Raw genomic sequence first — 26,050 nt, 5'->3', positions numbered from 1 at the left:
ACGAAGGCAAAGAGCGCCCTCTTTTTGGGAGCGTCTTATGCCTTTCGGGGCTGAGCAAAGCGCTTCCGCTTTTCGAGTTTTCACAAATTTTTCAATGATTTCGCTTTCAAATTAAATAGCAAACGCTTGCAGTTCACTAACTATTCCGGATATTGTTTTTGATAGAAGTATTCAGTTGTTATAGGAATTTCTTCATGTTATTTTATTAATATTCGAAGGTTTTATGTTAATAATAAAAGAAACCACTAGAATTTGTTTGTGCTTTTATTCGTTTTTTTTTTCTAAAATTTACATATCTTAATCTTTTATTGAGGTGATTATTTTGAAAAAAATTGGTGTACTTACTAGTGGTGGCGACTCACCAGGTATGAATCCAGCCATTCGGGCTGTAGTACGAAAAGCAATTTATCACAATTTGGAAGTATACGGTGTTTATGGAGGATATACTGGATTAATTGCAGGAAATATCCAAAAGCTTGAGCTTGGTTCTGTTGGTGATATTATTCATCGCGGTGGAACCATGCTTCACTCTGCCAGATGCCCTGAATTTAAAACAATTGAGGGGCAACAAAAGGGGATCGAACAATTAAAGGCACATGGTATTGAAGGTCTTGTTGTTATTGGCGGTGACGGTTCTTATCGTGGCGCAAAGGCTTTGACAGAGCAAGGATATCCATGCGTTGGTGTACCAGGAACGATTGATAATGATATTCCCGGAACGGAACTTACTATCGGTTTTGACACGGCCTTAAATACGGTCATTGATGCAGTAGATAAAATCCGTGATACAGCTACCTCACATGAAAGAACGTTTGTTATTGAAGTAATGGGACGAAATGCCGGAGATATTGCGCTTTGGGCAGGGCTTGCCGGTGGAGCGGAAACCATTTTGATTCCAGAAGAAAACTTCGATATGGATGAAATCGTTAACCGCTTGAAAAAAGGACACGAACGTGGCAAAAAACATACAATTATTATTGTGGCTGAAGGAGTTTGCAGTGGTGTCGAGTTTGCAAAACGGCTGGAGGAAATCACTAAATTTGATACAAGAGTTTCTGTATTAGGTCATATTCAACGAGGTGGCTCACCTTCCGCTGCAGACAGGGTACTTGCTAGTAAACTAGGTGCAAGAGCAGTTGAACTGCTGATAGAAGGAAAAGGCGGTAGGGCTGTCGGAGTTGAAAACAATCAACTAGTTGATTATGACATTATTGAAGTGTTAGGTAGAAAACATAAATTAGACCTCAACCTTTATAAACTTTCAAAGGAATTATCAATTTAAGGTTGCAATTGAACTATAGGAGGAACTAGCATGTTACGAAAGACAAAAATCGTATGTACAATTGGTCCTGCCAGTGAGAGTGTTGAAAAATTAACCCAGTTAATCCAAGCTGGTATGAATGTTGCTCGTTTAAATTTTTCTCATGGTAATTTTGAAGAGCATGGTCAGAGAATAAAAAATATTCGCGAGGCTGCCAAATTGACTGGAAAAACCATCGCGATCCTTCTGGATACGAAAGGCCCTGAAATCCGCACTCACAACATGCAAAACGGTGCGATTGAACTTAAATCAGGAGAAAATATCATTGTATCCATGACAGAAGTCGAAGGAACAACCGAAAAATTCTCAATTACGTATTCTGGATTGATGGAAGATGTTCATGTCGGGTCAAAAATCTTATTGGATGATGGCCTAATTGGGCTGGAAGTAACAGAAATTGATCATTCTGCAAAGGAACTTCACACGAAAATCCTTAATAGTGGAACGTTAAAAAATAAAAAAGGTGTCAATGTCCCAGGTGTATCAGTCAATTTACCGGGCATTACCGAAAAGGATCGCCAAGATATTCTTTTTGGGATTGAACAAGGCATTGACTTTATTGCTGCATCCTTTGTACGCCGTGCTAAAGACGTCTTGGAGATCCGTCAGCTTTTAGAGGAAAACAATGCAACACATATTCATATCATCCCTAAAATTGAAAATCAAGAGGGCGTAGATAACATTGATGAAATCCTTGAAATAGCTCAGGGTCTTATGGTTGCACGTGGTGACCTTGGAGTAGAAATTCCTGCTGAAGAGGTGCCACTTGTTCAGAAGATGTTAATTAAGAAGTGTAATGCTCTTGCGAAACCTGTTATAACAGCTACGCAGATGCTTGATTCAATGCAGAGGAATCCAAGACCAACTCGTGCGGAAGCAAGTGATGTCGCTAACGCTATTTTTGATGGAACTGATGCCATTATGCTGTCAGGCGAAACTGCTGCGGGTACATACCCTGTTGAAGCTGTTCAAACGATGCACAATATTGCTTTAAGAACAGAACAAGCATTAAATCATAAAGAGATCCTATCAAGCCGCAGTAAAGATACCGAGCACAATCTTACAGATGCAATTGGTCAGTCAGTTGCACATACTGCTTTAAATTTAGATGTAAATGCCATCATTACACCAACAGAAAGCGGTCATACTGCTAGGATGATTTCAAAATATCGTCCAATGGCACCAATTGTCGCAATTACCTCAAATGCGTCAACCTGTCGTATATTATCACTTGCTTGGGGCGTTTACCCTCAGCTTGGCAAAAAAGCAACAACGACCGATGAAATGCTCGAAATTGCCGTAGAGGAAAGCTTAAATAGCGGAATTGTGAAGCATGGTAATTTAGTAGTCATTACAGCAGGTGTTCCTGTTGGGGAAGCTGGTACAACGAATTTAATGAAGATTTATGTTGTCGGTGATGTACTTGCAAAGGCTCAGGGAATCGGGCGTAAGTCTGCGTTTGGAAAAGTGGTTCTTGCCCATGATGCAAAGGAAGCAATGGAAAAAGTAGTGCCAGGGTCTATCCTTGTAACAATTGGATCGGATCGTGATATGATCCCTGCGATTGAAAAATGCGCAGCGCTTATCACAGAAGAAGGCGGTTTAACAAGCCATGCAGCTGTAGTAGGGTTAAACTTAAGCATACCAGTAATTGTTGGTGTGGAAAATGCTCTACAGATTTTCAAAGAAGGCCAAGAAGTAACAGTTGATGCAACCCGGGGAATCATCTATAACGGACATGCAAGTGTTTTATAAGTAAAGGATCTAGGACAGGGAAATTTTCTTGTCTTATAACAAAAAAATGTCAACTTCTGAAAGGGAAGTTGACATTTTTTTATGCTTCTTATCCTTTGGTTGTGTTAAAACTTGGCTGTTGATTTGCGCTCCAGGCACTTCGCTTTCCGAGGGCGTTCCGGCGAGCCTCCTCAGCGCTTAAGCGCCTGCGGGGGTCACCCCCTGCCGCGTACTCCCGCAGGACGTTGAATTAGCATCCTTGAATCAACACAGCACGAAGGAAATGCGATAGCATTTTCGAGGATCTCGCGCCTTCCGCTCCAATCAACATTGTTACAAAATCAACAATGACCATTTACACAGCCTATCCTTTAATATATCTCCATATATCATGGAAAACATTTGCTCGGTATAAGGTTCTAATAATCACAAGAATGACTGGTCCGACAATCAACCCGAGAAAACCGATTAATTTAAAACCTACAAATAAGGCAATTAAAGTAGGCAATGGATCAAGACCGATATTGGAGGAAAGAAGCTTCGGCTCGATCAATTGTCTTTGAACGATAACAACAATATAAAGAACGCCTAATCCAATGGCGAGACCCATATTCCCGCTAATGGCTTGATAGATAATCCAAGGTACAAAGACTATCCCCGTACCAAGATAAGGTAAAAGTTCTACGAATCCTGTAATCAGTGCTATAGTGATTGCATAGTCTACCCTTAGGATCAGCAAACCGACTAAAATAATGACAGCAGTAATGGAAATAAGAGTTACTTGTGCCTTAATAAACCCAAATAAAGCCTTTTTTAAATCAAGAAAAACTGTTCTACCACTTGACTTAGCTTTTTCTGGTAGTATCCTTCCCCCATGGTAAGAAAATTTGTACCAGTCCTTGCTAATAAAAAAGGTGGCCAATAATGAAAAAATAGTGACCGTTGCAGCATTCGGAAACCACGATAAAATATTAGGTATGTTGCCAAACAAGTTTTTAATAAATGACCCAGCCGTTTTTGCAAATTCATTTCCAACGTCTTGAACATTTCCAATTATGGTATTTTGCTGACCAGCATCGAGTTTGTTGAATACATTATTTAAGTGATTGTAAAGCGGCAGAATTTGAGCAGTAAATATCTTTTCAATATAATTAATTAATGTATCGAGGTGATCAGGTACGACCTTTGCTAAATAATTTGCACCTGAAACAAGTTCAGCAACTAGTATCGTTATGAGTCCGGCAAAAATACCACCAATAAGAACAAGTGCCACAAAAACGGCTAACCCTCTAGGCATTTTTGCTTTCTTTTCAAAAAAGTTTACGATCGGGTTGATGAAAAAGGCGATCACAATAGCGATTAAAAATGGATATGTAACTTTAGTTAAGTAGTATATAGACACCAACGATAATACGATGATGGCAATGACCAAAAGGAATCTCAATGTCCGATTTAAGTAAGTAGAATTCAAAAATAAATCTCCTTTCATAATTGATAGGAATAGATTAAGTTTAACAGAAAATAAATAAATCTGCATAATTTACCACAAGAATTCATTGATAATAATTTTTACGAGATTCGATAAAACATTTTCAATTTTAGCCAATTAACATATCGATCTCTCTTATGCTTTGATTAATTATGGTGCGATAATTTCGTGAAAGGATGGAGAAAAGATGTTCAGTGAGTCATTATTATTTCTATTATTATTACTAGTCATTGGATTTATTGCCAAAAACAGCTCTTTAATAATTGCAATCGGTGCATTACTCCTATTAAAAATATGTGGATTGGATTCAAAATGGTTCGCTTTTTTACAAACTAAGGGCATAAACTGGGGAGTTACCATCATTACCATCGCCGTTTTAGCCCCGATTGCAAGCGGCCAAATTGGCTTTAAGGATTTAGGGGCCTCATTTAAATCACCATATGCATGGATTGCCCTCGTTTCTGGAATGATTGTTGCTCTACTGGCTAAAGGAGGAGTTAAATTACTAGCTGATGACCCTCAGATTACCACTGCCCTTGTTTTAGGGACGATTCTATCTGTTTCAATCTTTAAGGGGGTTGCAGTCGGTCCGCTTATCGGTGCAGGGATTGCATATGCAGCAATGAAGTTTTTTAGTTTTTTTACATAGATTTTTTGTGAAATAATAATTTTTTTGCGTTTTGACTCCTTTTCGTTCACAAAAATTTTAAAATTGTTTATAATAGGATTTGTAAGCGTATCCTTATTTACATATTACACACTTTTATAAGCAGTATTACTGGTAAAACCTTAGTGAAGGAAAGGCATTTTTAACTGCATTCCGAGCATCCGCTCATTCTAAATAATAGAATTGATTAATGAATGACCAATGCTATTTTCATTGAAAAGTAACATGCCGTTTCTTTCAACCGGCTGAAGAAGGGCTTTATCTTCGGCTTTAAACAATATTTATATTATGAGTAATGGGGAATATTAGAAAGTAAGGAGAGATGATTATGACAGTAACACGCGGTCTTGAAGGGGTAGTAGCAACATCTTCCTCTATTAGCTCTATCATTGATGACACGCTGACATATGTTGGCTATGACATTGATGATTTAGCAGTGAATGCCAGCTTTGAGGAAGTTATTTATTTATTATGGCACCTTAAGCTTCCAACAAAAACACAATTAGAAGAATTGAAAAAGCAGCTTGCTGAAAATGCAGCTTTACCACAAGAAGTGATCGAACACTTTAAAATGTATCCAATCCAAAAGGTGCATCCAATGGCAGCACTTCGTACAGCTGTTTCACTATTAGGATTGTATGATGATGAAGCCGATGTTATGGATACGGAAGCAAATTATCGGAAAGCAGTCCGTCTTCAAGCAAAAATGCCTACCCTTGTTACAACATTTGCACGTGTAAGAAAAGGGCTTGAACCTATTGCTCCAAGACAAGATTTGAGTTTTGCTGCCAATTTCCTTTATATGCTAACTGGCAAGGAACCTGCTGACATTGCCGTAGAAGCATTTAATAAGGCACTTGTCCTACATGCAGACCATGAATTGAATGCATCTACTTTTACGGCACGTGTATGTGTAGCAACATTATCTGATGTTTATTCAGGTGTTACAGCTGCGATTGGTGCCTTAAAAGGACCGCTTCATGGCGGAGCAAATGAAGCTGTAATGAAGATGCTTTCAGAAATCGGCACCCCTGAAAATGTGGAGCCTTATGTTCGTGGTAAGCTTGAAAACAAAGAAAAAATTATGGGCTTTGGCCATCGTGTATACCGCCAAGGTGACCCTCGTGCCAAGCACTTAAAAGAAATGTCAAAGAAATTAACAGAGCTGACTGGCGAACCGCAATGGTATGAAATGTCAGTGAAAATAGAATCAATTGTAACAGGTGAAAAGAAACTTCCACCTAACGTTGATTTTTATTCAGCATCGGTTTATCACAGCCTTGGCATTGACCATGATTTATTTACCCCTATTTTTGCCGTCAGCCGTGTATCCGGATGGCTTGCACACATTCTTGAGCAATATGAAAACAACCGTCTAATCCGTCCACGTGCGGAGTATACAGGTCCTGGCATGCAGAAATATGTTCCAATTGGACAAAGGGGTTAATATATTTTACTTTTTCAAGAAAAATTGATGTAATAGGATGGAATGAAAAGGTTAGGGTTTACACTCTAACCTTTGATTCAGTCATTTGTTTTTTTACATATTAGGAGGGAGAACATCTTATGCAAGGTCAAAAAATTACAGTAAAAGATGGAGTTTTAAATGTTCCAAACAATCCAATTATCCCATTTATTGAGGGAGACGGTACAGGTCCAGATATTTGGGCAGCTTCCTACAGAGTTTTAGATGCAGCAGTTGAAAAAGCTTATAAAGGTGAGCGCAAGATCGTTTGGAAAGAAGTATTAGCAGGAGAAAAAGCTTTTAACCAAACAGGTGAATGGCTTCCTTCCGAAACTCTTGATGTCATCAATGAATATTTGATTGCCATTAAAGGCCCATTAACTACACCAGTTGGCGGCGGTATTCGTTCTCTAAACGTAGCTCTTCGTCAGGAATTAGACTTGTTTGTTTGCTTACGTCCGGTAAGATGGTTTGAAGGGGTTCCATCACCAGTTAAACGTCCGCAAGACACCGATATGGTTATCTTCCGTGAAAATACAGAAGATATCTATGCTGGTATCGAATATGAAAAGGGTTCAGATGCTGTTAAAAAAGTAATCGACTTCCTACAAAATGAAATGGGAGTTAAGAAAATCAGATTCCCTGAAACTTCTGGTATTGGTATTAAACCAGTTTCTGAGGAAGGCACAAAACGTTTAGTACGTTCAGCTATTAATTATGCAATTAAAGAAGGCCGTAAATCTCTTACTATCGTGCACAAAGGTAACATCATGAAATTTACTGAAGGTGCATTTAAAAACTGGGGTTATGAGCTAGCTGAACAAGAATTCGGCGATAAGGTCTTTACATGGGCACAATACGACCGCATTAAAGCAGAACAAGGTACAGATGCTGCTAATAAAGCACAAGCTGAAGCTGAAGCAGCTGGAAAAATTCTTGTCAAAGATGCGATTGCTGACATCTTCTTACAGCAAATTCTTACTCGTCCACGTGAATTTGATGTTGTGGCAACTATGAACCTAAACGGTGATTATATTTCTGATGCTCTTGCAGCTCAAGTAGGCGGCATTGGTATCGCACCAGGTGCTAACATCAACTATGAAACTGGACATGCGATCTTTGAAGCAACACATGGTACAGCACCTAAATATGCCGGCTTAGATAAGGTTAATCCTTCATCTGTCATTCTTTCAGGTGTGTTAATGCTCGAGCATTTAGGCTGGAATGAAGCTGCAAAAATGATTGTCAAATCAGTGGAAAAATCCATTGCATCTAAGGTCGTAACTTATGACTTTGCTCGCCTAATGGACGGTGCAACGGAAGTAAAAACATCAGAATTTGCTGATGAGTTAATTAAAAACATGGAATAAATAAGTTTCGGTCAAACAGGGGTTAAAACGAACAATCTTCGTTTAAATATTTGTTCATCATAATACTTAAAAAGGGGAGGAACAAGGATGTCGTTACAACGTAAAAAAATTTCTGTTATCGGCGGAGGATTTACTGGAGCAACAACTGCATTTTTGCTTGCACAAAAAGAGCTAGGGGATGTTGTTTTAGTTGATATTCCGCAAATGGAAAATCCCACAAAAGGGAAAGCATTAGACATGCTTGAAGCTAGTCCTGTTCAAGGTTTTGATGCTAATATTATTGGTACTTCCAACTATGAAGATACTCGCGATTCAGATATCGTCGTGATTACTGCAGGTATTGCACGCAAGCCGGGAATGAGCCGTGATGACCTCGTGCAAACAAACCAAAAAGTTATGAAAGCAGTAACGCAAGAAATCGTAAAATATTCGCCAAACTGTTCAATTATTGTTTTAACAAACCCAGTTGACGCAATGACTTATACCGTTTACAAAGAATCAGGTTTCCCTAAAAACCGTGTAATTGGTCAATCAGGTGTACTGGATACTGCTCGTTTCCGTACATTTGTTGCTCAAGAATTAAACCTATCTGTAAAAGACATCACAGGATTTGTTTTAGGAGGACACGGAGACGATATGGTACCACTTGTTCGTTATTCCTACGCAGGTGGTATCCCTCTTGAAACGCTAATACCAAAAGATCGCTTAGAAGCCATCGTTGAACGTACTAGAAAAGGTGGCGGCGAAATCGTTAACCTTCTAGGCAACGGCAGTGCTTACTATGCACCAGCAGCGTCTTTAGTGGAAATGTGCGAAGCTATCCTTAAAGATCAACGCCGCGTACTTCCATCCATTGCATATCTTGAAGGTGAATATGGATATGAAGGCATTTACCTAGGCGTTCCAACCATCCTTGGCGCAAACGGAATTGAAAAAATAATTGAGCTTGACTTAACTGCTGATGAAAAAGCTGCTTTAGATAAATCAGCTGAATCTGTTCGCATCGTCATGCAGGTTTTAGCTTAATAAATAAGGGATTCGGGGCGTTACTGCCCCGAATTTTCTCTATATTTCTATGTAATCGCTTACAATATAAGGTGGTGGCGAATGAATGCTTTTAGGAAAAAAAAGAAAGCTTGGAAGAAAGATTGAGGAAATAACCGTTGGCGAAAAATTATCTTTGACTGAAAAAATTGAAGATAAAGATCTTCTGCTTTATTTAGGATTAACTGATGATGCAAACCCACTCTATATCCAACACGACTACGCGTCACAAACTCCATTTGAAAAACCAATTGTTCCGAGCATCATGCTAATAGGGATCATATCTTCGGCAGTATCTAAATATTTGCCTGGACCAGGGAGCCATATTTTAGGGCAAGAGCTTGAGTTTCCAAAGCCAGTATATCATTACGGCACCGTTCAGTTTTTATTTGAGGTGACCGAAGTAAACCATAATGAAAACAAAGTGACATTACAGGTTACAGGTAAAAACGAAAGTGAAGATCTTGTGATAAATGGAAAAATAAAAGTAAGCCCACCGAATCGTTTGGAAGAGATACATGGGAAAGTATTGGAGAATTTTTAATATGTATGGAGTAAGGAAATCTCTCTTAAATGAGGGTCATAGGTAACCTGAAAGCAGAGAATAAGGTTAAAACAGTTCACCAATAAGAGCTCTTGGTGACCGGAAGCAGAGAAAAGCGTAACTAGAGTGGACATTCCCTTAAAAGTTGTTTGATACAAGTTTCAGGCCTTTATCTTCAAAAATAGCCCAAACCCATCAAAAAAGGGTTTGGGTATTTGTTTGTAGCGGGGATACGGTGTCAGGCACCGATCGTGGACATAGGTGGAAAACTGGCCGAAGTTTGTAAATTCCAATAATAAAAGGGTAGCTTTGTAGTTTAATTGGGCAATATAATAATATCGTAGATGATGTTTTTCAATATTACTTTAAAGAGTTACAAAATAGATTAATAAAGTTATTTCATCACGAATTAAAGGTGGATGCCGAATGAACCAACAAAAAATTATTAATATATTAGAACAAGAATTGGTTGTTGCTTTGGGGTGTACGGAGCCAGTTGCGATCGCATTAGCTTCGGCAACTGCAAAAAAATATCTTAAAAGCTCTGTTGTTGAAATTCAAGTTAAAGTAAGTGGGAATATTTTAAAAAATGCTAAGGCTGTTGGGATTCCTGGGATGAATTCAACGGGAATCGATTTTGCAGCAGCGATTGGATTTGTTGCTGGAAATCCAGATAAAAAACTAGAAGTCCTTAAGGATTTAACGTCTGATGATGAAATCCTAGCAAATCAATTGATTCAAACAGGAATGATAACAGTATCAATCGCTGAAACCGTGAAAAAGCTTTATATTGAAATCATCGTAAAAGCGGAGAAGGACACGGTAAAGGTAGTCATCGCCGATAATCATAGTAATATTACGCTGATTGAAGTAAATGAAAAGGCCATTTATCATGGTGGATGCGAGAATATCGGGATTTTATCTGATCCTGACTCTCTATCTGGCCTTACTATTGCAGAAATTTTCGAATTCATCACGACTGTTGACCCTGAAGCACTTCATCTGATCAAAAAAAGCATTGAATTAAACAAAGTAATTGGCTTAGAGGGATTAGCCAATTCCTACGGATTAAGTGTAGGGAAAACGATTAAAGAAAATGTTGAAAAAGGATTTTTATCAGATGACTTGGCTACAAGGGCAATGTCCCTTGCTGCAGCAGGTTCTGATGCAAGAATGGCTGGTTCCACACTTCCCGTAATGGCCAACACCGGAAGCGGGAATCAAGGAATAGCGGTCACGTTACCAGTAGTGGCGGTTGCAGAAAAATTAAATATTAAGCAGGATGTTATGATTCGTGCCGTAGCGCTTAGTCACTTACTTACGATTCACATTAAATCGAAATTTGGCAGGCTTTCGGCTCTTTGTGGAGTAACTGCTGCAGGCATGGGAGCAAGCGGAGCAATTGCTTATCTATTAGGTGGGGGACTAACTGAAGTGGAAGCCGCGGTGCAAAATACGATTGGAAATGTGACCGGCATGATCTGTGATGGTGCAAAGGCAGGCTGTGCTATGAAGGTGTCTACATGTTCAAATGTTGCCGTCCAATCAGCGCTTTTAGCAATGAATAATAAAAAAATCCAATCCACGGATGGATTTATTCATAATGATGTTGAAAAAAGCATCGAAAGCTTCTGCAAGCTAGGCAATCAGGGCACGCTGCAAACTGATCAATTGATACTGGAACTAATGTTAGAGGAGAAGGTTTAATTTGGTGTCAGGCACCGTTTGGGGATAAAAATTCGAAGTGAAGTGGAAATGGTCGCTTATCAAGATTCTAAGCGACCGAAAAAGAAGAGAAGAAGGAAAAACGGTAGCTTATAGAGGTTCTAAGCGACCGAAAAAGAAGAGAAGGCCAAAAAACGGTAGCTTATAGAGGTTCTAAGCGCCCGAAAAAGAAGAGAAGACCAAAAAACGGTAGCTTATAGGGGTTCTAAGCGACCGAAAAAGAAGAGAAGGCCAAAAAACGGTAGCTTACAGATGTTATAAGCGACCGAAAAAGAAGAGTAGGCCAAAAAACGGTAGCTTACAGAGGTTCTAAGCGACCGAAAAAGAAGAGAAGAAGGAAAAACGGTAGCTTATAAAGGTTCTAAGCGACCGAAAATAAAGAGAAGGCCAAAAAACGGTCGCTTACAAAGGTTCTAAGCGACCGAAAAAGAAGAGAAGACCAAAAAACGGTAGCTTATAGAGGTTCTAAGCGACCGAAAAAGAAGAGAAGACCAAAAAACGGTAGCTAATAAAGGTTGTAAGCGACCGAAAATGAAGAGAAGACTAAAAAACAGTAGCTTATAGAGGTTGTAAGCGACCGAAAAAGAAGAGAAGAAGGAAAAACGGTCGCTTACAGGGGTTCTAAGCGACCGAAAAAGAAGAGAAGACCAAAAAACGGTAGCTTATAGGGGCTCTAAGCGACCGAAAAAGAAGAGAAGACCAAAAAACGGTAGCTTATAGAGGTTCTAAGCGACCGAAAAAGAAGAGAAGAAGGAAAAACGGTAGCTTATAGATGTTCTAAGCTACCGAAAATGAAAAAAGGCCAAAAAACGGTAGCTTATGGAGGTTCTAAGCGACCAAAAAAAGAAGAGAAGACCAAAAAACAGTACCTTAACCGACCTAGGCTACCGAAGTTGAAACTGTTGATAACGAAAAGTAACCCATCTTTGTGCAATTCTCTTAAGACGTTTGTAAACAAAATGTTTCAACTACTCACACGTAAAAAGTCCATCTGCCCTGAACAGTAGCTCTTAAGTATTTATTTAGAATTCTTTGGATTGTCTTTTTAGACTCAACCACCCCACACCACTCCTGAATTCCATTTGTGGTTACTTTCCAATCTGGAAACAGAAACATGAATTCCTCCACGCACCGCATTACCGCTGACTCAATCTTTTCTTCAAACCCACAATCATTACAAACAACCTTATTTCCCCTAACGGATTGCAAAAGTGAATTACACCTCAAACAAGGAATTCCCTTTTGCAGGTGTTTATACTCATAATTTGGTTGCTTTAAAAAAGAAGATTTCTTTTTATGTGCAGAAATGAGTTGATCTACAAGCTTGTTGTGCATTCCATTTAACTTTGAAGGGTGTTTGTCTAATTTTTCTATAAAGCGATTCAGTTGTGTAGGGAGAATGATTGTTTTATTAATGGGTGCCTGAAACAAGGTGAATTCGGGGTTGATAAAGATGAGATAGGGTTCAATAGGTAAATGGAATCCATGGTTCTTTAAGAATTGCCGAAGCAAGGTTTCTTTTCGGTTCAACTGATGGATTGGATTAGAAATTTCTTGTTTGTTAATAGTATAAAATCTACCGGATTCGTAATAATGCTCACCTTCATAATTTTTTATTTCTAATAGAAAAACGGCTGTCTGCGTTATGATGGCTGAATCAATTTGAAACTCTGTGTTATTTGTTTCGAGTAATAAATCATTTAAAGTAAACAATTCACTTTGAAGTTTATCCGCCAATCGATCTAATTGTAATTCCCCTTCGTAGCCCTTTTTCAGGTTAGTATAGTTCAGATTGTCTATTTTCGATAAATTCATTCTGCAATGTAAGTAATTGAAAAGTAATAGTAAATAGGGTTCTGTACGAGGTTTTCTGTTCATGTTCCTCTCCTTTCAAAATCAATACTCTAGTTTTATTGTATAGAAGTAAATGGCACTTAGGTATGAATGTTTTGTTAACATTTTCCACCGCTTAATTGGTAGCTTTTAACGTTACCTATTAAGTAAAGTACCTGAATTTGTATTATAATGAAAATAGCATGATAAATTATTCTGGAGGAATTTATGAAAAATAAAATACTCGTTGTAGATGATGAACAATCGATTGTCACTCTGCTTCAATATAATTTAGAACAAGCTGGTTTTGAAGTTATTACAGCAATGGATGGAGAAGAAGGAAAACAAATGGCGGAGCTGGAGTCGCCTGATATTATCGTTTTAGATTTGATGCTACCAAAACTAGATGGAATGGAAGTATGCAAGCAGCTTCGTCAGGAAAAAATCATGACCCCTATTTTAATGTTAACGGCAAAAGATGATGAATTTGATAAAATTTTAGGTTTAGAACTTGGGGCAGATGACTACATGATTAAACCGTTTAGTCCAAGAGAAGTCATTGCACGTGTAAAAGCAATCCTTAGAAGGACTCAAATTCAAACGGGAAACATAGAGGAAACAATAAAAAATGATGAAAAAATAGAGATAGGCGATTTAATTGTTATTCCTGAAAAATATGAAGCATACAGTAAGGGACAGCATTTGGAATTAACTCTTAAGGAATTTGAGTTGCTCCTTTATCTTGCGCAAAATAAAAGTCGCGTGATGACTCGAGACCAGCTGTTAAGCGCTGTTTGGAATTATGATTTTGCAGGCGATACGAGAATCGTTGACGTCCACATCTCACATTTAAGAGAAAAAATTGAAGAAGATACAAAGAAACCTGTTTATATTAAAACTATTCGAGGACTTGGTTATAAACTTGAGGAGCCAAAAGGAGAATGACCAAGTTCCGTACAAATCTTCTAATTGGGTTACTTACATTGATCATTACCGTTTTAGTTGGATTAGGTATATTACTGGGGCAATTGTTTAAAGGCTATTATTTTCAATCATTCAATGAGAGTTTAAAAAAAGAAATTAACCTTCTTAGCATTAATATTGAAGAAGGCGGTGGAATAAACTCCGTACAGAAAAAAGACATCACGAAAATAAGCCAAATGCTAAATGTAAGAGCAACGATTACAGATAATACCGGAAAAATATTGATTGACAGTGGAAGTGAGAATAATACCAATTTTAGCGGACTTAAAGATATCATTAAAGAGGTAATCAAACAAAATCCTGATCAACAAGATAGGCTTGAGCAAGGCGATGGCTATGATCGACATTATACTTGGAAACCCATCATCAAGAATGGACAAACCGAAGGTTATCTTTTTCTAAGTACAAAATCAAGTGACCTTAACAAGGCATATAGGCAAATTTGGTGGATACTATCCATTAGTCTTGGCATTGCTTTTATCATCATCATTTTTCTAGTTGTCAGAATTACAACAAGGTATACGAAACCTATTGAATCGGCAGCTGATGTGGTAAGTGAGCTGGCAAAAGGTAACTATCGTGCTAGAACAACTGTTAATTATTTGGATGAAACAGGAATGCTTGGAACATCGATTAATAGGCTTGCTAAGAATCTTCAAGAAATGGTGAAAACACAGGAAATCCAGAAGGACCGTCTAAGCGCTTTAATTGAAAATATCGGAGCGGGACTTATTTTAATTGACAGCCGCGGATATATAAATTTAATTAATAAAGGCTATATTGATTTTTTTCATGTAAATGCTACTGATTATTTGTCAAAGCTTTATTATGAAGTCATTGAAAATGAAGAAGTCTGTCAGATCGTCGCAGAAGTTTTTCGTACGGAACAAAAAGTTAGTAAGCAATTGCTCGTGCCCTTATATATTGAGCGGCGATACTTTGTTGTCTACGGTATTCCTATAATTGGAAGGGATAATGTTTGGAAAGGTGTCGTCCTTGTTTTTCATGATATTACCGAACTAAAGAACCTTGAGCAGATGCGGAAAGATTTTGTTGCAAATGTTTCGCATGAATTGAAAACACCTGTCACTTCGATTAAAGGATTTACCGAAACTCTTTTAGATGGGGCAATGAATCAAAAAGACACATTGGAAGCATTTCTGACGATTATTTTAAAAGAAAGCGAAAGGCTACAATCGCTTATTTTAGATTTGCTGGAGCTTTCAAAAATTGAACAACAAGGATTTATATTGAATATCCAAAAATTAGATTTGCATCATTTGCTTGAAGAAGTGATTACGATGCTAAATGTGAAGGCGGCGGAAAAGAATATTCGAATGGAACTTGTTTGTAAGCAGGATCAGATGATGATCGAAGGAGATACTGATCGCTTAAAACAAGTATTTATCAATTTAATTGCCAATGCGCTTGCATATACTCCCAATAATGGTGAAGTAACCGTCATTCTCCTAGCGCATGGAGAGCATGTTCGAATTCACGTGAAGGACACTGGTGTAGGAATTGAAAAGAAAGAAATTCCACGGATTTTTGAACGATTTTATCGTGTAGATCGCGCAAGAAGTCGTAACTCCGGAGGGACAGGACTCGGACTCGCTATCGTCAAACATTTAGTAGAAGCTCATCACGGTTTTATTAGTGTCAGAAGTGAAATAGGTAAAGGTAGTGAATTTATTATTGAGCTTCCTGAGCACTTGAACTGATTTGAGAAGGAGAGAAATATGGAAAAGAAAAAGCTTGTTTTGATTGATGGAAATAGTATTGCTTATCGTGCCTTTTTTGCCCTGCCACTCCTTAATAACGATAGAGGAATCCACACAAATGCTGTGTATGGCTTTACGATGATGCTGATGAAAATTTTGGAGGATGAGCAGCCAACCCATATTCTTGTCGCATTTGATGCCGGAAAGACGACTTTTAGACATAAAACGTTCCAAGAATATAAAGGGGGAAGGCAAAAAACTCCTCCAGAATTATCAGAACAATTTCCTTTTATTCGTGAACTCCTAGACGCATACGGTATAGCAAGATATGAGCTTGAAAATTACGAGGCGGATGACATCATCGGAACATTGTCGCTAAAAGCAGAAAATGATGGATATGAAGTAAAAGTCATATCCGGTGATAAGGATTTAACGCAGCTTTCATCAGACAAAACCACTGTTGGAATCACCAGAAAAGGCATCACCGATATTGAAGAATATACACCAAAACATATTCAAGAAAAATATGGTCTCACCGCAGAGCAAATCATTGATATGAAAGGATTAATGGGCGATACATCTGACAATATTCCAGGTGTCCCAGGCGTCGGTGAGAAGACGGCAATAAAGCTCTTAAAAGAGTTTTCTACTCTTGAAAACTTACTAAGCTCAATAAATCAAGTTAGCGGGAATAAATTAAAAGAAAAGCTTGAAGAATATAAAAATCAAGCGTTAATGAGTAAACAGCTCGCGACAATTGAAAGAAATGCACCTATTGAAGTAAAGGTAGAAGATATTTTTTACGAAGGTTTTTCAAGTGAAAAAGTCATGTCATTATATAAAGAATTAGGTTTTAACTCGTTATTAGATAAACTTGGTGATAGTGCAACGGTTGAACAGCAGCATGAACTTGAAGAGATAGAATTTCATATTCCTGAAGTCATAATAGAAGATGTTTTTTCAGAAGATAATTATTTTTATATAGAAATTCTCGATGAAAATTATCATTATGCTGATATCATTGGCTTTTCTATTGTAAATGAAAAAGGGCATTACTTTTTGCCGACAGATATGGCATTGCAATCAGAAACCTTTAAAAATTGGGCTGAAGATGAGGACAAGAAGAAAACGGTCTTCGATGCGAAACGATCTGAGGTTGCTCTACGAAGGTACGGCATCCATTTAAAAGGGGTTGATTTTGACACCCTTATTGCTTCCTACATCATCAATCCGTCTGAAACAATTGATGATCTATCATCCATTGCCAAAAGGTACGACATCACGAACATTCAATCGGATGAATCGTTTTATGGAAAAGGGGCAAAGCGTCAGATTCCGGAAACACTTAAACTTGCGGAGCATCTTGTGCGAAAGAGCTTGGCCATGCTTGAGTTAAGAGGATTGCTTGAAGATGAATTAACGAAAAATGAGCAGGATGAATTATTTACGGAACTGGAAATGCCTTTATCGCTAATATTAGCTGACATGGAAGCTTGCGGTGTAAAGGTTGACAGCGGACGTCTTCAGATGATGGGGAAGGAAATCACTGAACGGCTAGCAGAAATTGAAAAAACAATCTATACATTAGCAGGCGAGACTTTTAATATTAATTCGCCAAAACAATTAGGTGTTATTTTATTTGAAAAACTAAACCTTCATGCCTTTAAGAAAACAAAAACTGGTTTTTCCACTTCTGCAGACGTCTTGGAAAAACTGGTACACGACCATGAAATCATTGAGCATATTCTTAATTACCGACAATTGGGAAAGCTGCAATCCACTTATATTGAGGGCTTGCTCAAGGTAATCAATCCGGAAACTGGGAAGGTACATACAAGATTTCAACAAGCCTTAACCGCAACAGGGAGATTAAGCTCCATCGACCCGAATTTACAGAATATCCCCATTCGCCTTGAGGAAGGCAGGAAAATCCGTCAGTCCTTTGTTCCATCCGAAAAGGATTGGGTCATTTTTGCAGCCGATTATTCCCAAATTGAACTCCGCGTTTTAGCGGATATTGCTGGTGATGCTAAGCTAATTGAGGCATTTAAAGAAGACCTTGATATTCATACAAAAACGGCAATGGAGGTCTTTCACGTAGCTAAAGAAGAGGTCACCTCTAATATGCGGCGGCAGGCAAAGGCAGTTAACTTTGGCATTGTTTATGGGATTAGTGATTACGGTCTGTCACAAAGTCTCGGAATTACTCGGAAGGAAGCTGGCCAATTCATTGATCGCTATCTAAATAGTTATCCAGGTGTGAAGGAATACATGGACGATATTGTTCAGATCGCAAAACAAAAAGGCTACGTATCGACATTGCTTCAGCGAAGAAGATATATTCCTGAAATTACAAGCCGAAACTTTAACCTAAGAAGCTTTGCTGAAAGAACGGCAATGAATACACCAATCCAAGGAAGTGCTGCTGATATTATTAAAAAAGCGATGATTGATATGGCGGTGGCCTTAAAGGAAAATAAATTAAAAACTCGTATGCTATTACAGGTTCATGATGAATTGATTTTTGAGGCACCCCCGGAAGAAATTGAAATTCTAAAAGCATTAGTTCCGGATGTTATGGAACATGCTCTTGAATTGAAGGTGCCGCTAAAGGTTGATTATGCATTCGGTCCAACATGGTATGATGCCAAATAAAGGGGAATAGAAATGCCTGAGCTTCCAGAAGTAGAAACAGTCAGAAAAACATTAAAAAACCTTGTTACGAATAAACAAATTGAAAATGTAACCGTATATTGGCCTAAAATCATTAAAAACCCTTTGGAGATTGAACAATTTATGGATGCCTTAAAAGGTGAAACCATTATTGATGTCGGCCGGAGAGGTAAGTTTTTAATCATTTACACAACGAATTACGCGTTGGTTTCCCATTTGCGAATGGAAGGAAAATATGGCCTTTATCCAAAAGAAGAGCCATTTGACAAGCATACACACGTCATTTTTCTTTTCACGGATGGTACTGAATTAAGATACAGGGATGTTCGCAAATTTGGAACGATGCATCTATTTAAAAAAGGGGATGAATTTTTACAACCCCCTCTAATTGAACTAGGTCCGGAGCCTTTTTCAGAGGAATTCACGAAGGAGTATCTCGGAAATAGGCTGAAAAAAACAAATCGTAAAATAAAAACAGCCCTTCTAGATCAAAAAGCTTTTGTTGGACTTGGCAATATTTATGTGGATGAAGCCCTTTTTCGTGCCTCTATTCATCCGGAGCGTGTCGCTAATACATTGACTGAAGAGGAGATAGAAAAACTTCATCACGAGATTGTGGCAACCTTAAGTGAAGCTGTTAAAAAAGGGGGCAGTACCATCCGTTCGTATGTGAACTCCCAAGGCGAAATCGGAATGTTTCAGCTTGAATTATTTGCATATGGCCGGAAGGGAGAATCATGCAAAAGGTGCGGTACACCAATTGAAAAAACAACAGTTGGCGGTAGAGGAACACATTATTGCCCGAATTGTCAAAAACTCTAAAGGAAAAAATTTTTCTTTGAGAGTTTGCTGATTGGATTATAGAAGTTGTTTTGAACGAGAAAGGAAAAGAGTATGTCGCTAGTGATTGGTTTAACAGGCGGAATTGCCAGTGGAAAAAGTACAGTCTCAAACATGTTCAAGGAAATGAATATTTTAGTTATCGACGCTGATGTGGAAGCTCGCTTGGCGGTAGAAAAAGGTCAACCGGCATATGAAAAAATTTTGGCGGAATTTGGTGATAACATTTTATTGCCGAATGAAGAAATCGATCGCCAAAAGCTTGGTTCGATTATTTTTCATCGGTCTGAAAAAAGACAGCTCTTAAACGGAATCGTTCACCCTGAAGTTAGAAAAAGGATGAAGAGACAGATTGAAGAAGCAAAAGAACAAGGTGAAGAAATCGTTGTCCTTGATATCCCGTTATTATTCGAAAGCAAGTTAATGTATATGGTTGATAAAACCTTGCTTGTTTATGTAGATAATGCGATTCAATTGCAACGGTTAATGGCGAGAAATCATCTGTCAAAGCAAGAAGCCGAAGCAAGAATCCAATCACAAATGCCCCTTGCTGAAAAAGTAGGTTTGGCAGATGAAGTCATCCATAATAATGGGGCAATAACGGATACAAAAAAACAGCTCATCACAATATTAGCGAACTGGGGCATCAAAAAGTAAATAGGTTCACTTTTGAGAGAGGGAATTCCCTTTCTCTTTTTTTTGCATGGCTTTGTTAAAGCTTAATGTTGATATTGTCGCTATGTTGATTGGAGCAGAAGACTCGAGATCCTCGAAAATGCTATCGCATTTCCTTCGTGCGGTGTTGATTCAAGGATGCTAATTCAACGTCCTGCGGGAAAAACGGGTCAAGGGAGACCCCGCAGGCTTATTGCTTTAGGAGGCTCGCTTCTTGATTGGAATTCAACAGGCAAGTTTAACAGACATTTTGAATGGAAGTTAACAAGTTGTCTGAATTGTAAAACATTAAAAAATAACGCAGTTTATATGTCACGTTCGTAATTAAATATGTTATACTAATTACATTAATACGAAACAAAAAGTATAACATTAATGCGGAAGGGGCCGTAAAATGAACGCAAGAGTTGCAATTAACGGTTTTGGGAGAATTGGAAGGATGGTATTTCGAAAAGCTATCCTTGAAAAAAATCTAGATGTTGTAGCGATTAATGCGAGCTATCCTGCTGAAACATTAGCACATTTGCTCAAATATGATACCAATCATGGAACTTTTGAAGGGGAAGTAATCCCATTAGATAATGAGTTAATTATCAATGGAAAACGGATTAAACTGTTAGATAATCGAAATCCTGAGCAGCTTCCATGGAGAGAGCTAAGAATAGATGTTGTAATTGAGGCTACTGGTAAATTTAATTCTCGTGAAAAAGCAGCACTTCATTTAGAAGCAGGAGCAAAAAAAGTGATTTTAACTGCTCCAGGTAAAAATGAAGATGTAACCATCGTCATGGGTGTAAATGATGATATGTTCGATATTAACCAACATGATATTATTTCAAACGCATCATGCACCACCAATTGTCTTGCCCCTGTTGCCAAGGTGCTGGACGAAAAATTTGGAATTGAATCCGGTTTAATGACCACCATCCATGCCTATACGAATGATCAAAAGAATATTGATAACCCACATAAAGATTTGCGTAGAGCACGTTCATGTGGACAATCTATCATTCCAACATCAACAGGAGCTGCCAAAGCATTATCTCTCGTTTTACCACAATTAAAAGGGAAATTGCATGGCATGTCACTTCGTGTACCTACTCCGAACGTATCGCTCGTGGATTTGGTTGTTGACTTAAAAGAAGATGTTACGGTTGATGATATTAATCGTGTGTTTAGGGAAGAAGCAAACGGAGCATTAAAGGGAATTCTCGATATCACGATGGAGCCACTTGTATCTGTTGATTTTAATACGAACTCTCATTCTGCTATTATTGATGGCCTTTCCACAATGGTTATGGGCTCAAGAAAGGTCAAAGTGCTGGCATGGTACGATAATGAATGGGGTTATTCCTCACGGGTTGTCGACTTGGTACATTACGTTGCTCAAGAATTGGCAAAAACCAATGAAGTAAAAGTAGGCTGATATACGAAAAGCGGAAGCGCCTTGGTCAGCCCCGACAGGCATAAGACGAACCGCGAGGAGGCAGCTCCTCAGCCACCACAGCGGGGCGGCTTATGACCCGAGGGGCTAGGCGCTGGAGCTAGACAATTCTCGAAGTTGAAATTTTATATTTCAATTAAAAAGGCTGTCTAGCGACAGCTTTTTTTGTTTCGTTTTAATATAAACGGCATAAAATGGAGTTGTAATGAGCGTATTTTTATGGACAAAATAGGATTTTGTCCAGTTTACCGTGCAAAATATTTTAGATTTTTAAAAATTTTTTAATGATATATTGCAAAAAAAATATAAACCAAGTATACTAGTCATCGTGAACTTCTTGAAATTAGGTAGCGTTTAATTGCTTAAAGGGTTAGGACCTCTTTGGACTAACTTTCCCCCGTGGTAATTAGAAGATACCGTCAATACCAGGTTTCAAGAATCAATCATATCAGGTAAGAGGGGGAATAGAATATGGAAACAATGGGACGTCATGTAATCTCTGAATTATGGGGTTGCGATTTTGAAAAATTGAATAATATGGACTTTATCGAACAAACTTTTGTCGAAGCTGCTCTGAAATCTGGTGCAGAGATCCGCGAGGTTGCTTTTCATAAATTTGCACCACAAGGTGTGAGCGGAGTTGTCATCATTTCTGAATCACATTTAACGATTCACAGTTTCCCGGAACATGGATATGCAAGTATTGATGTGTATACTTGTGGTGACTTAAATCCAAATATTGCTGCTGATTATATTGCAGAAGCACTAAATGCAGAAACTCGGGAAAACATTGAAATTCCTCGAGGTATGGGACCTGTACAAGTTAAACAGGCAAATGTTCTGTAATCTAAAAATTGTCTTTAAGAGGTGTATAAATTTTATACACCTCTTTTAATTTTCTAATGAAAATAGTATAGAATAAGAAGTAGCTGAAAAATTTTTTGGAGGAAAACGATGGCTATTTTTAATGATTTATTCTTGCGATTTAATAAACAGCTTGAAACAAAAGACGGACACTCGGATGATCAATTAAAAACGCATTATTATAAAGCAAATTTAAATCAGTTGTTTCAATCGGTTGAAAAATTATTTAGGGAAGATGCTGATTGCCGGATTACAACTGTATCAAAGGAGCATGGTGAAATAGCTGTAGAGGTTAATAAACCCATTCCTTGTTTCTTGATTGCTACTGTTGTTTCAGTGAAGCCATTAGAAACAGCAGTTGATTTTAACATATCATCTGAACAATTTTCATTTACTGGAACCTATCCTGTTTTAAGAAAACGTGTTATTTCATATTATGAAAAATTAAATCAATTACATACCTTACTTGGAATCAGTAAAAACGTATAATACTTCTTCTTGTTTTACCTATCTCTTTTTTATAAGATAAAAGTAAGAGATAGTCTGTAATTTAACGGAAAGATTTGGAGCTGATCAATTAATGAAGTGCCCTTCATGTCAAAATTATGGTACTCGTGTGCTTGATTCTCGACCAGTTGATGAGGGCAGAGCGACACGAAGAAGACGGGAATGCGAAGAGTGTGGTTATCGCTTTACTACTTTTGAGAAGATTGAAGAAATCCCCTTAATTGTCGTCAAAAAGGGAGGAACAAGGGAAGAATTCAGTCGGGATAAAATCCTACGCGGCTTAATAAAGGCCTGCGAAAAGCGTCCTGTTGCTTTAAAGGAGTTAGAGGATATCACTCAAGGTGTCGAAAAAGATCTTCGCAGTCAAGGAATATCTGAGATCAAAAGTGAAGCAATTGGGGAAATGGTGATGGACAGGCTTTCCTCTGTGGATGAGGTTGCCTATGTTCGCTTCGCCTCTGTTTACCGGCAATTTAAGGATATTACTGTTTTTATTGATGAATTAAAGGAACTGATTAACAAAGAGAAATCCTAAGGAAGATGTCCCAAAAAGGGTTTGACCTCGAGCTTAACTCTTAATATATTTATTAAGTAAAATTCAGCTATATATTGTAGGATGAGGGGTCTGACACTTTTTTTGGGACATCCTCTTTTTTGTTAGAAAAACGTTGGAGCAAGATAGTTAATTTAGTTATAGGGAAAGGTTTGAAGAATATGGCGCAGCATTGGCAGGAGTTAATTCCTATTGATCGTTATATTGTTGCGGCTAATGGGTTGCTGCATGAGTACGACCGAAAGGTGCTGACGTTTTTGTATCAGCCTTTGGTGGGTTCTACCTGCTTTAGTTTATATATGACCCTTTGGGTGGAGCTTGAGGAAAATAGGTTATGGTCTGAATCCTCGACTCACCATTTATTGATGAATTTATTAGATATGAATTTAAAGGATATTTACGAAGCAAGGTTGAAGCTGGAGGCAATTGGACTATTAAAGACGTTTGTAAAAACTGAAGAGGGGGAGCGCTCATTTATTTATGAACTGCATCCCCCATTAACTCCCGAACAATTTTTTTTGGACGGGATGTTAAATATTTATTTGTATCGAAAGATAGGGAAAAATCATTATAACCGCCTTAAACGCTTTTTTAGTGTTCAGCAAATGCAAAAAGAAAAGGAATATGTTGAAGTAACGAGAGCCTTTCAAGAAGTGTTTCAATCGGCAGCTCCAGGAAGCATTCAATATCTACAGGGCCTTTCCGAAGAGTTAGAGTCAGAAGCGAATCAACAGTTTATAGGAAGGCAGGAACAAAAGCCGATTCAAGTCAGCCTGAATACATTTGACTTTGACCTATTATTGGCAGGCCTAAATGAATCCCTCGTCCCTAAAAAGGCTTTAACTCTAAAGGTTAAAGAGATCATAAGCAATCTTGCATTTCTTTATAATATTGATGCGGTTAAAATGAAGAATATCATTTTAGGCGCACTAAATGAGGACAATGAAATCGATATAGAAGAGTTGCGCAAAGGGGCAAGGGATTGGTACCAGTATGAAAATCAGGGTTCACTTCCGAGCCTAATGGAGCGAACGCAGCCTGCCGCCCTTCAGGTTCAATTAACAGAGCCGAAAACTCAAGAAGAAAAATTAGTTCATTATTTAGAAACGACATCTCCTCTTCAGGTGTTAAAGGATCTTTCCGGTGGGGGGGAACCTACTAAATCCGATATACAAATTATTGAAGAAGTGATGTTTAAACAAAAGCTATTGCCAGGTGTCATCAATGTGTTGATACAGTTCGTAATGTTAAAAACGGATATGAAGCTAACAAAGGGATATGCGGAAAAAATTGCTGGACATTGGGCAAGAAAGCAGATAACAACCGTTAAAGACGCAATGGATCTGGCGAAAAAAGAACACCGTACTTACCTTGGCTGGACAGAAGGGAAAAAGACTACAAGAACATCTAAACAAAAACCTATTCGAACAGAGGCCCTTCCAGATTGGTTTAATGAAGATGCAAAAGAGGCTGTACCGGATCATTCAACACATGAAGATAATACTGAGCTTGAAGCGAAAAAACGGGCAATCGAAGAAAAATTAAAGGCGTTTAGGAAATAGGGGGGAGGAAACTTGGAAAGAATCAATGAAACATTGAAACGGCTGGCCTCAAGTGAAAACTTTCAAAAGCGTTATGAAAAAATGCGCAACGATACATTAAGGGATCCGGAAATAAGAGATTTTATAACGGAACATCGTGATGTAATCACTCAAGAAATGGTTGATAAAAGCTTGAGCAAATTATATGAATTCAAGGATCAAAGCAAAAATTGCGACCGTTGCCCAAGCCTTGAAGGGTGTATAAACATGATGAAAGGCTACCACCCGGAATTGGTTTTAACCCGAAATTCTATCGATCTAATTTATGAACGCTGTCCACGAAAAGTGATGGATGATGAAAAGAGGAAAAACGAAAAGCTAATTAAGAGCCTTTATGTACCAAGGGATATATTGGAGGCTACCTTTGATAATTTTCAAAGCTACTCCAGAAGACTGGATGCTGTCGACAAGGCCACTGATTTTCTGATGAATTATGAAACAAATAAAAAACAAAAAGGTATCTATTTTCACGGAAAATTTGGGGTAGGTAAATCCTATTTATTAGGTGCAATTGCAAACGAACTTGCCGAAAAACAAATTTCCTCGATGATTGTGTATGTACCAGAGTTATTAAGGGAAATGAAAAGTTCCATTGCTGATTCCACATTAAATGAAAAAATTGAAGCATTAAAAAATGAACCTATTCTTATGCTCGATGATATTGGTGCTGAGGCCGTATCAAGCTGGACAAGAGATGAGGTTTTGGGACCGATTCTCCAATTTAGGATGCTTGAAAACCTACCAACGTTTTTCACGTCTAATTTTAACTTTCAAGAGCTAGAGCATCATTTAACCTACAGTCAGCGCGGCGAAGAAGAAAAAATGAAAGCGCGGAGAATTATGGAACGAATTCGCAGTTTAAGCATCCCTGTTTTAGTGGATGGACCAAATCGGCGGATATAATATTTGCTTAATAGATGTGGATTGCCAATAAGCGGCAGTCCCTTTTTATTTATCCATTTTAAAGCTTCTATTTTGGTCAAGTTCCCCATATAT

Annotated in this window: 21 protein-coding genes; 19 read left to right on the top strand and 2 right to left on the bottom strand. The window is 38.1% G+C overall.

Going from position 1 to position 26,050, the window contains the following annotated elements:
• Positions 1-322: 322 nt before the first annotated feature.
• On the top strand, positions 323-1,282 hold the full coding sequence (gene pfkA / locus BN1082_RS21490) for a 6-phosphofructokinase (protein WP_090638054.1): 960 nt from the start codon (positions 323-325) through the stop codon (positions 1,280-1,282).
• A 30-nt stretch (positions 1,283-1,312) separates the two neighbouring features.
• Positions 1,313-3,076, top strand: a complete 1,764-nt coding sequence (gene pyk, locus BN1082_RS21485; RefSeq protein WP_090638051.1) for a pyruvate kinase — start codon at positions 1,313-1,315, stop codon at positions 3,074-3,076.
• A 343-nt stretch (positions 3,077-3,419) separates the two neighbouring features.
• Here the strand turns inward: pyk and ytvI are convergent, their stop codons facing one another.
• Entirely contained in the window at positions 3,420-4,526 is a 1,107-nt protein-coding gene (ytvI, locus tag BN1082_RS21480) for a sporulation integral membrane protein YtvI (protein WP_090638049.1), read from the bottom strand.
• A gap of 205 nt (positions 4,527-4,731) precedes the next feature.
• Here ytvI and BN1082_RS21475 point away from each other — a divergent pair, with 205 nt between their 5' ends.
• The 6 genes from BN1082_RS21475 (at position 4,732) to BN1082_RS21450 (ending at position 11,341) form a co-directional block, all read left to right on the top strand.
• A complete protein-coding gene (locus BN1082_RS21475; protein ID WP_090638046.1) occupies positions 4,732-5,193 on the top strand; it encodes a DUF441 domain-containing protein in 462 nt (153 codons plus the stop codon).
• A gap of 346 nt (positions 5,194-5,539) precedes the next feature.
• Entirely contained in the window at positions 5,540-6,658 is a 1,119-nt protein-coding gene (citZ, locus tag BN1082_RS21470; RefSeq protein ID WP_090638044.1) for a citrate synthase, read from the top strand.
• 119 nt (positions 6,659-6,777) lie between these two features.
• Complete coding sequence (gene icd / locus BN1082_RS21465; RefSeq protein WP_090638042.1) at positions 6,778-8,046, top strand: NADP-dependent isocitrate dehydrogenase; 1,269 nt, start codon at positions 6,778-6,780, stop codon at positions 8,044-8,046.
• A gap of 87 nt (positions 8,047-8,133) precedes the next feature.
• The gene (gene mdh / locus BN1082_RS21460) at positions 8,134-9,072 is read left to right on the top strand and encodes a malate dehydrogenase (protein ID WP_090638040.1); all 939 of its coding nucleotides are present in this window, start codon (positions 8,134-8,136) and stop codon (positions 9,070-9,072) included.
• Between the two features lie 85 nt (positions 9,073-9,157).
• Positions 9,158-9,634 (top strand): MaoC/PaaZ C-terminal domain-containing protein, encoded by a 477-nt coding sequence (locus BN1082_RS21455; RefSeq protein ID WP_090638037.1) that lies wholly within the window; start codon positions 9,158-9,160, stop codon positions 9,632-9,634.
• Positions 9,635-10,060: 426 nt separating this feature from the next.
• Positions 10,061-11,341 carry an L-cysteine desulfidase family protein gene (locus BN1082_RS21450; protein WP_090638035.1) on the top strand — a complete coding sequence of 427 codons (1,281 nt, stop codon included), beginning with the start codon at positions 10,061-10,063 and terminating at the stop codon, positions 11,339-11,341.
• A 990-nt stretch (positions 11,342-12,331) separates the two neighbouring features.
• Here BN1082_RS21450 and BN1082_RS21445 read toward each other — a convergent pair.
• Positions 12,332-13,237 carry a nuclease-related domain-containing protein gene (locus tag BN1082_RS21445; protein ID WP_090638032.1) on the bottom strand — a complete coding sequence of 302 codons (906 nt, stop codon included), beginning with the start codon at positions 13,235-13,237 and terminating at the stop codon, positions 12,332-12,334.
• A gap of 183 nt (positions 13,238-13,420) precedes the next feature.
• On the opposite strand from BN1082_RS21445, the gene BN1082_RS21440 reads away from it, so the two are divergent.
• The 11 genes from BN1082_RS21440 to dnaI all read left to right on the top strand — a co-directional run bounded on the left by BN1082_RS21440 (position 13,421) and on the right by dnaI (position 25,957).
• Positions 13,421-14,137, top strand: coding sequence for a response regulator transcription factor (locus BN1082_RS21440; RefSeq protein ID WP_090638029.1), 717 nt, complete (start codon positions 13,421-13,423; stop codon positions 14,135-14,137).
• Positions 14,134-15,897: a two-component system histidine kinase PnpS gene (gene pnpS, locus BN1082_RS21435; RefSeq protein WP_090638027.1), complete on the top strand. Its 1,764-nt coding sequence runs from the start codon at positions 14,134-14,136 to the stop codon at positions 15,895-15,897. Before BN1082_RS21440 ends, pnpS begins: the two co-directional genes overlap by 4 nt.
• 18 nt (positions 15,898-15,915) lie before the next feature.
• Positions 15,916-18,552 carry a DNA polymerase I gene (gene polA / locus BN1082_RS21430; RefSeq protein ID WP_090638024.1) on the top strand — a complete coding sequence of 879 codons (2,637 nt, stop codon included), beginning with the start codon at positions 15,916-15,918 and terminating at the stop codon, positions 18,550-18,552.
• 12 nt (positions 18,553-18,564) lie between these two features.
• Complete coding sequence (gene mutM / locus BN1082_RS21425; protein ID WP_090638021.1) at positions 18,565-19,392, top strand: DNA-formamidopyrimidine glycosylase; 828 nt, start codon at positions 18,565-18,567, stop codon at positions 19,390-19,392.
• A 72-nt stretch (positions 19,393-19,464) separates the two neighbouring features.
• Entirely contained in the window at positions 19,465-20,067 is a 603-nt protein-coding gene (coaE, locus tag BN1082_RS21420) for a dephospho-CoA kinase (protein ID WP_090638019.1), read from the top strand.
• A gap of 412 nt (positions 20,068-20,479) precedes the next feature.
• Complete coding sequence (locus BN1082_RS21415) at positions 20,480-21,511, top strand: glyceraldehyde-3-phosphate dehydrogenase (protein ID WP_090638016.1); 1,032 nt, start codon at positions 20,480-20,482, stop codon at positions 21,509-21,511.
• Between the two features lie 489 nt (positions 21,512-22,000).
• Positions 22,001-22,375: an adenosylmethionine decarboxylase gene (gene speD / locus BN1082_RS21410; protein WP_090638014.1), complete on the top strand. Its 375-nt coding sequence runs from the start codon at positions 22,001-22,003 to the stop codon at positions 22,373-22,375.
• 108 nt (positions 22,376-22,483) lie between these two features.
• Positions 22,484-22,882 carry a hypothetical protein gene (locus BN1082_RS21405; protein WP_090638011.1) on the top strand — a complete coding sequence of 133 codons (399 nt, stop codon included), beginning with the start codon at positions 22,484-22,486 and terminating at the stop codon, positions 22,880-22,882.
• 91 nt (positions 22,883-22,973) lie between these two features.
• Positions 22,974-23,435, top strand: coding sequence for a transcriptional regulator NrdR (gene nrdR, locus BN1082_RS21400; protein ID WP_090638008.1), 462 nt, complete (start codon positions 22,974-22,976; stop codon positions 23,433-23,435).
• Between the two features lie 179 nt (positions 23,436-23,614).
• Positions 23,615-25,015, top strand: a complete 1,401-nt coding sequence (locus BN1082_RS21395; RefSeq protein ID WP_090638486.1) for a replication initiation and membrane attachment family protein — start codon at positions 23,615-23,617, stop codon at positions 25,013-25,015.
• A 12-nt stretch (positions 25,016-25,027) separates the two neighbouring features.
• On the top strand, positions 25,028-25,957 hold the full coding sequence (gene dnaI / locus BN1082_RS21390) for a primosomal protein DnaI (RefSeq protein WP_090638006.1): 930 nt from the start codon (positions 25,028-25,030) through the stop codon (positions 25,955-25,957).
• The last annotated feature ends 93 nt before the right edge of the window (positions 25,958-26,050 follow it).

Source organism: Neobacillus massiliamazoniensis (genome assembly GCF_001048695.1).
GTDB classification, from domain to species: Bacteria; Bacillota; Bacilli; order Bacillales; family Cytobacillaceae; genus Neobacillus; species Neobacillus massiliamazoniensis.
Note: the sequence above shows the minus strand (reverse complement) of the source record. Positions and strands in the feature narration are given on the sequence as shown.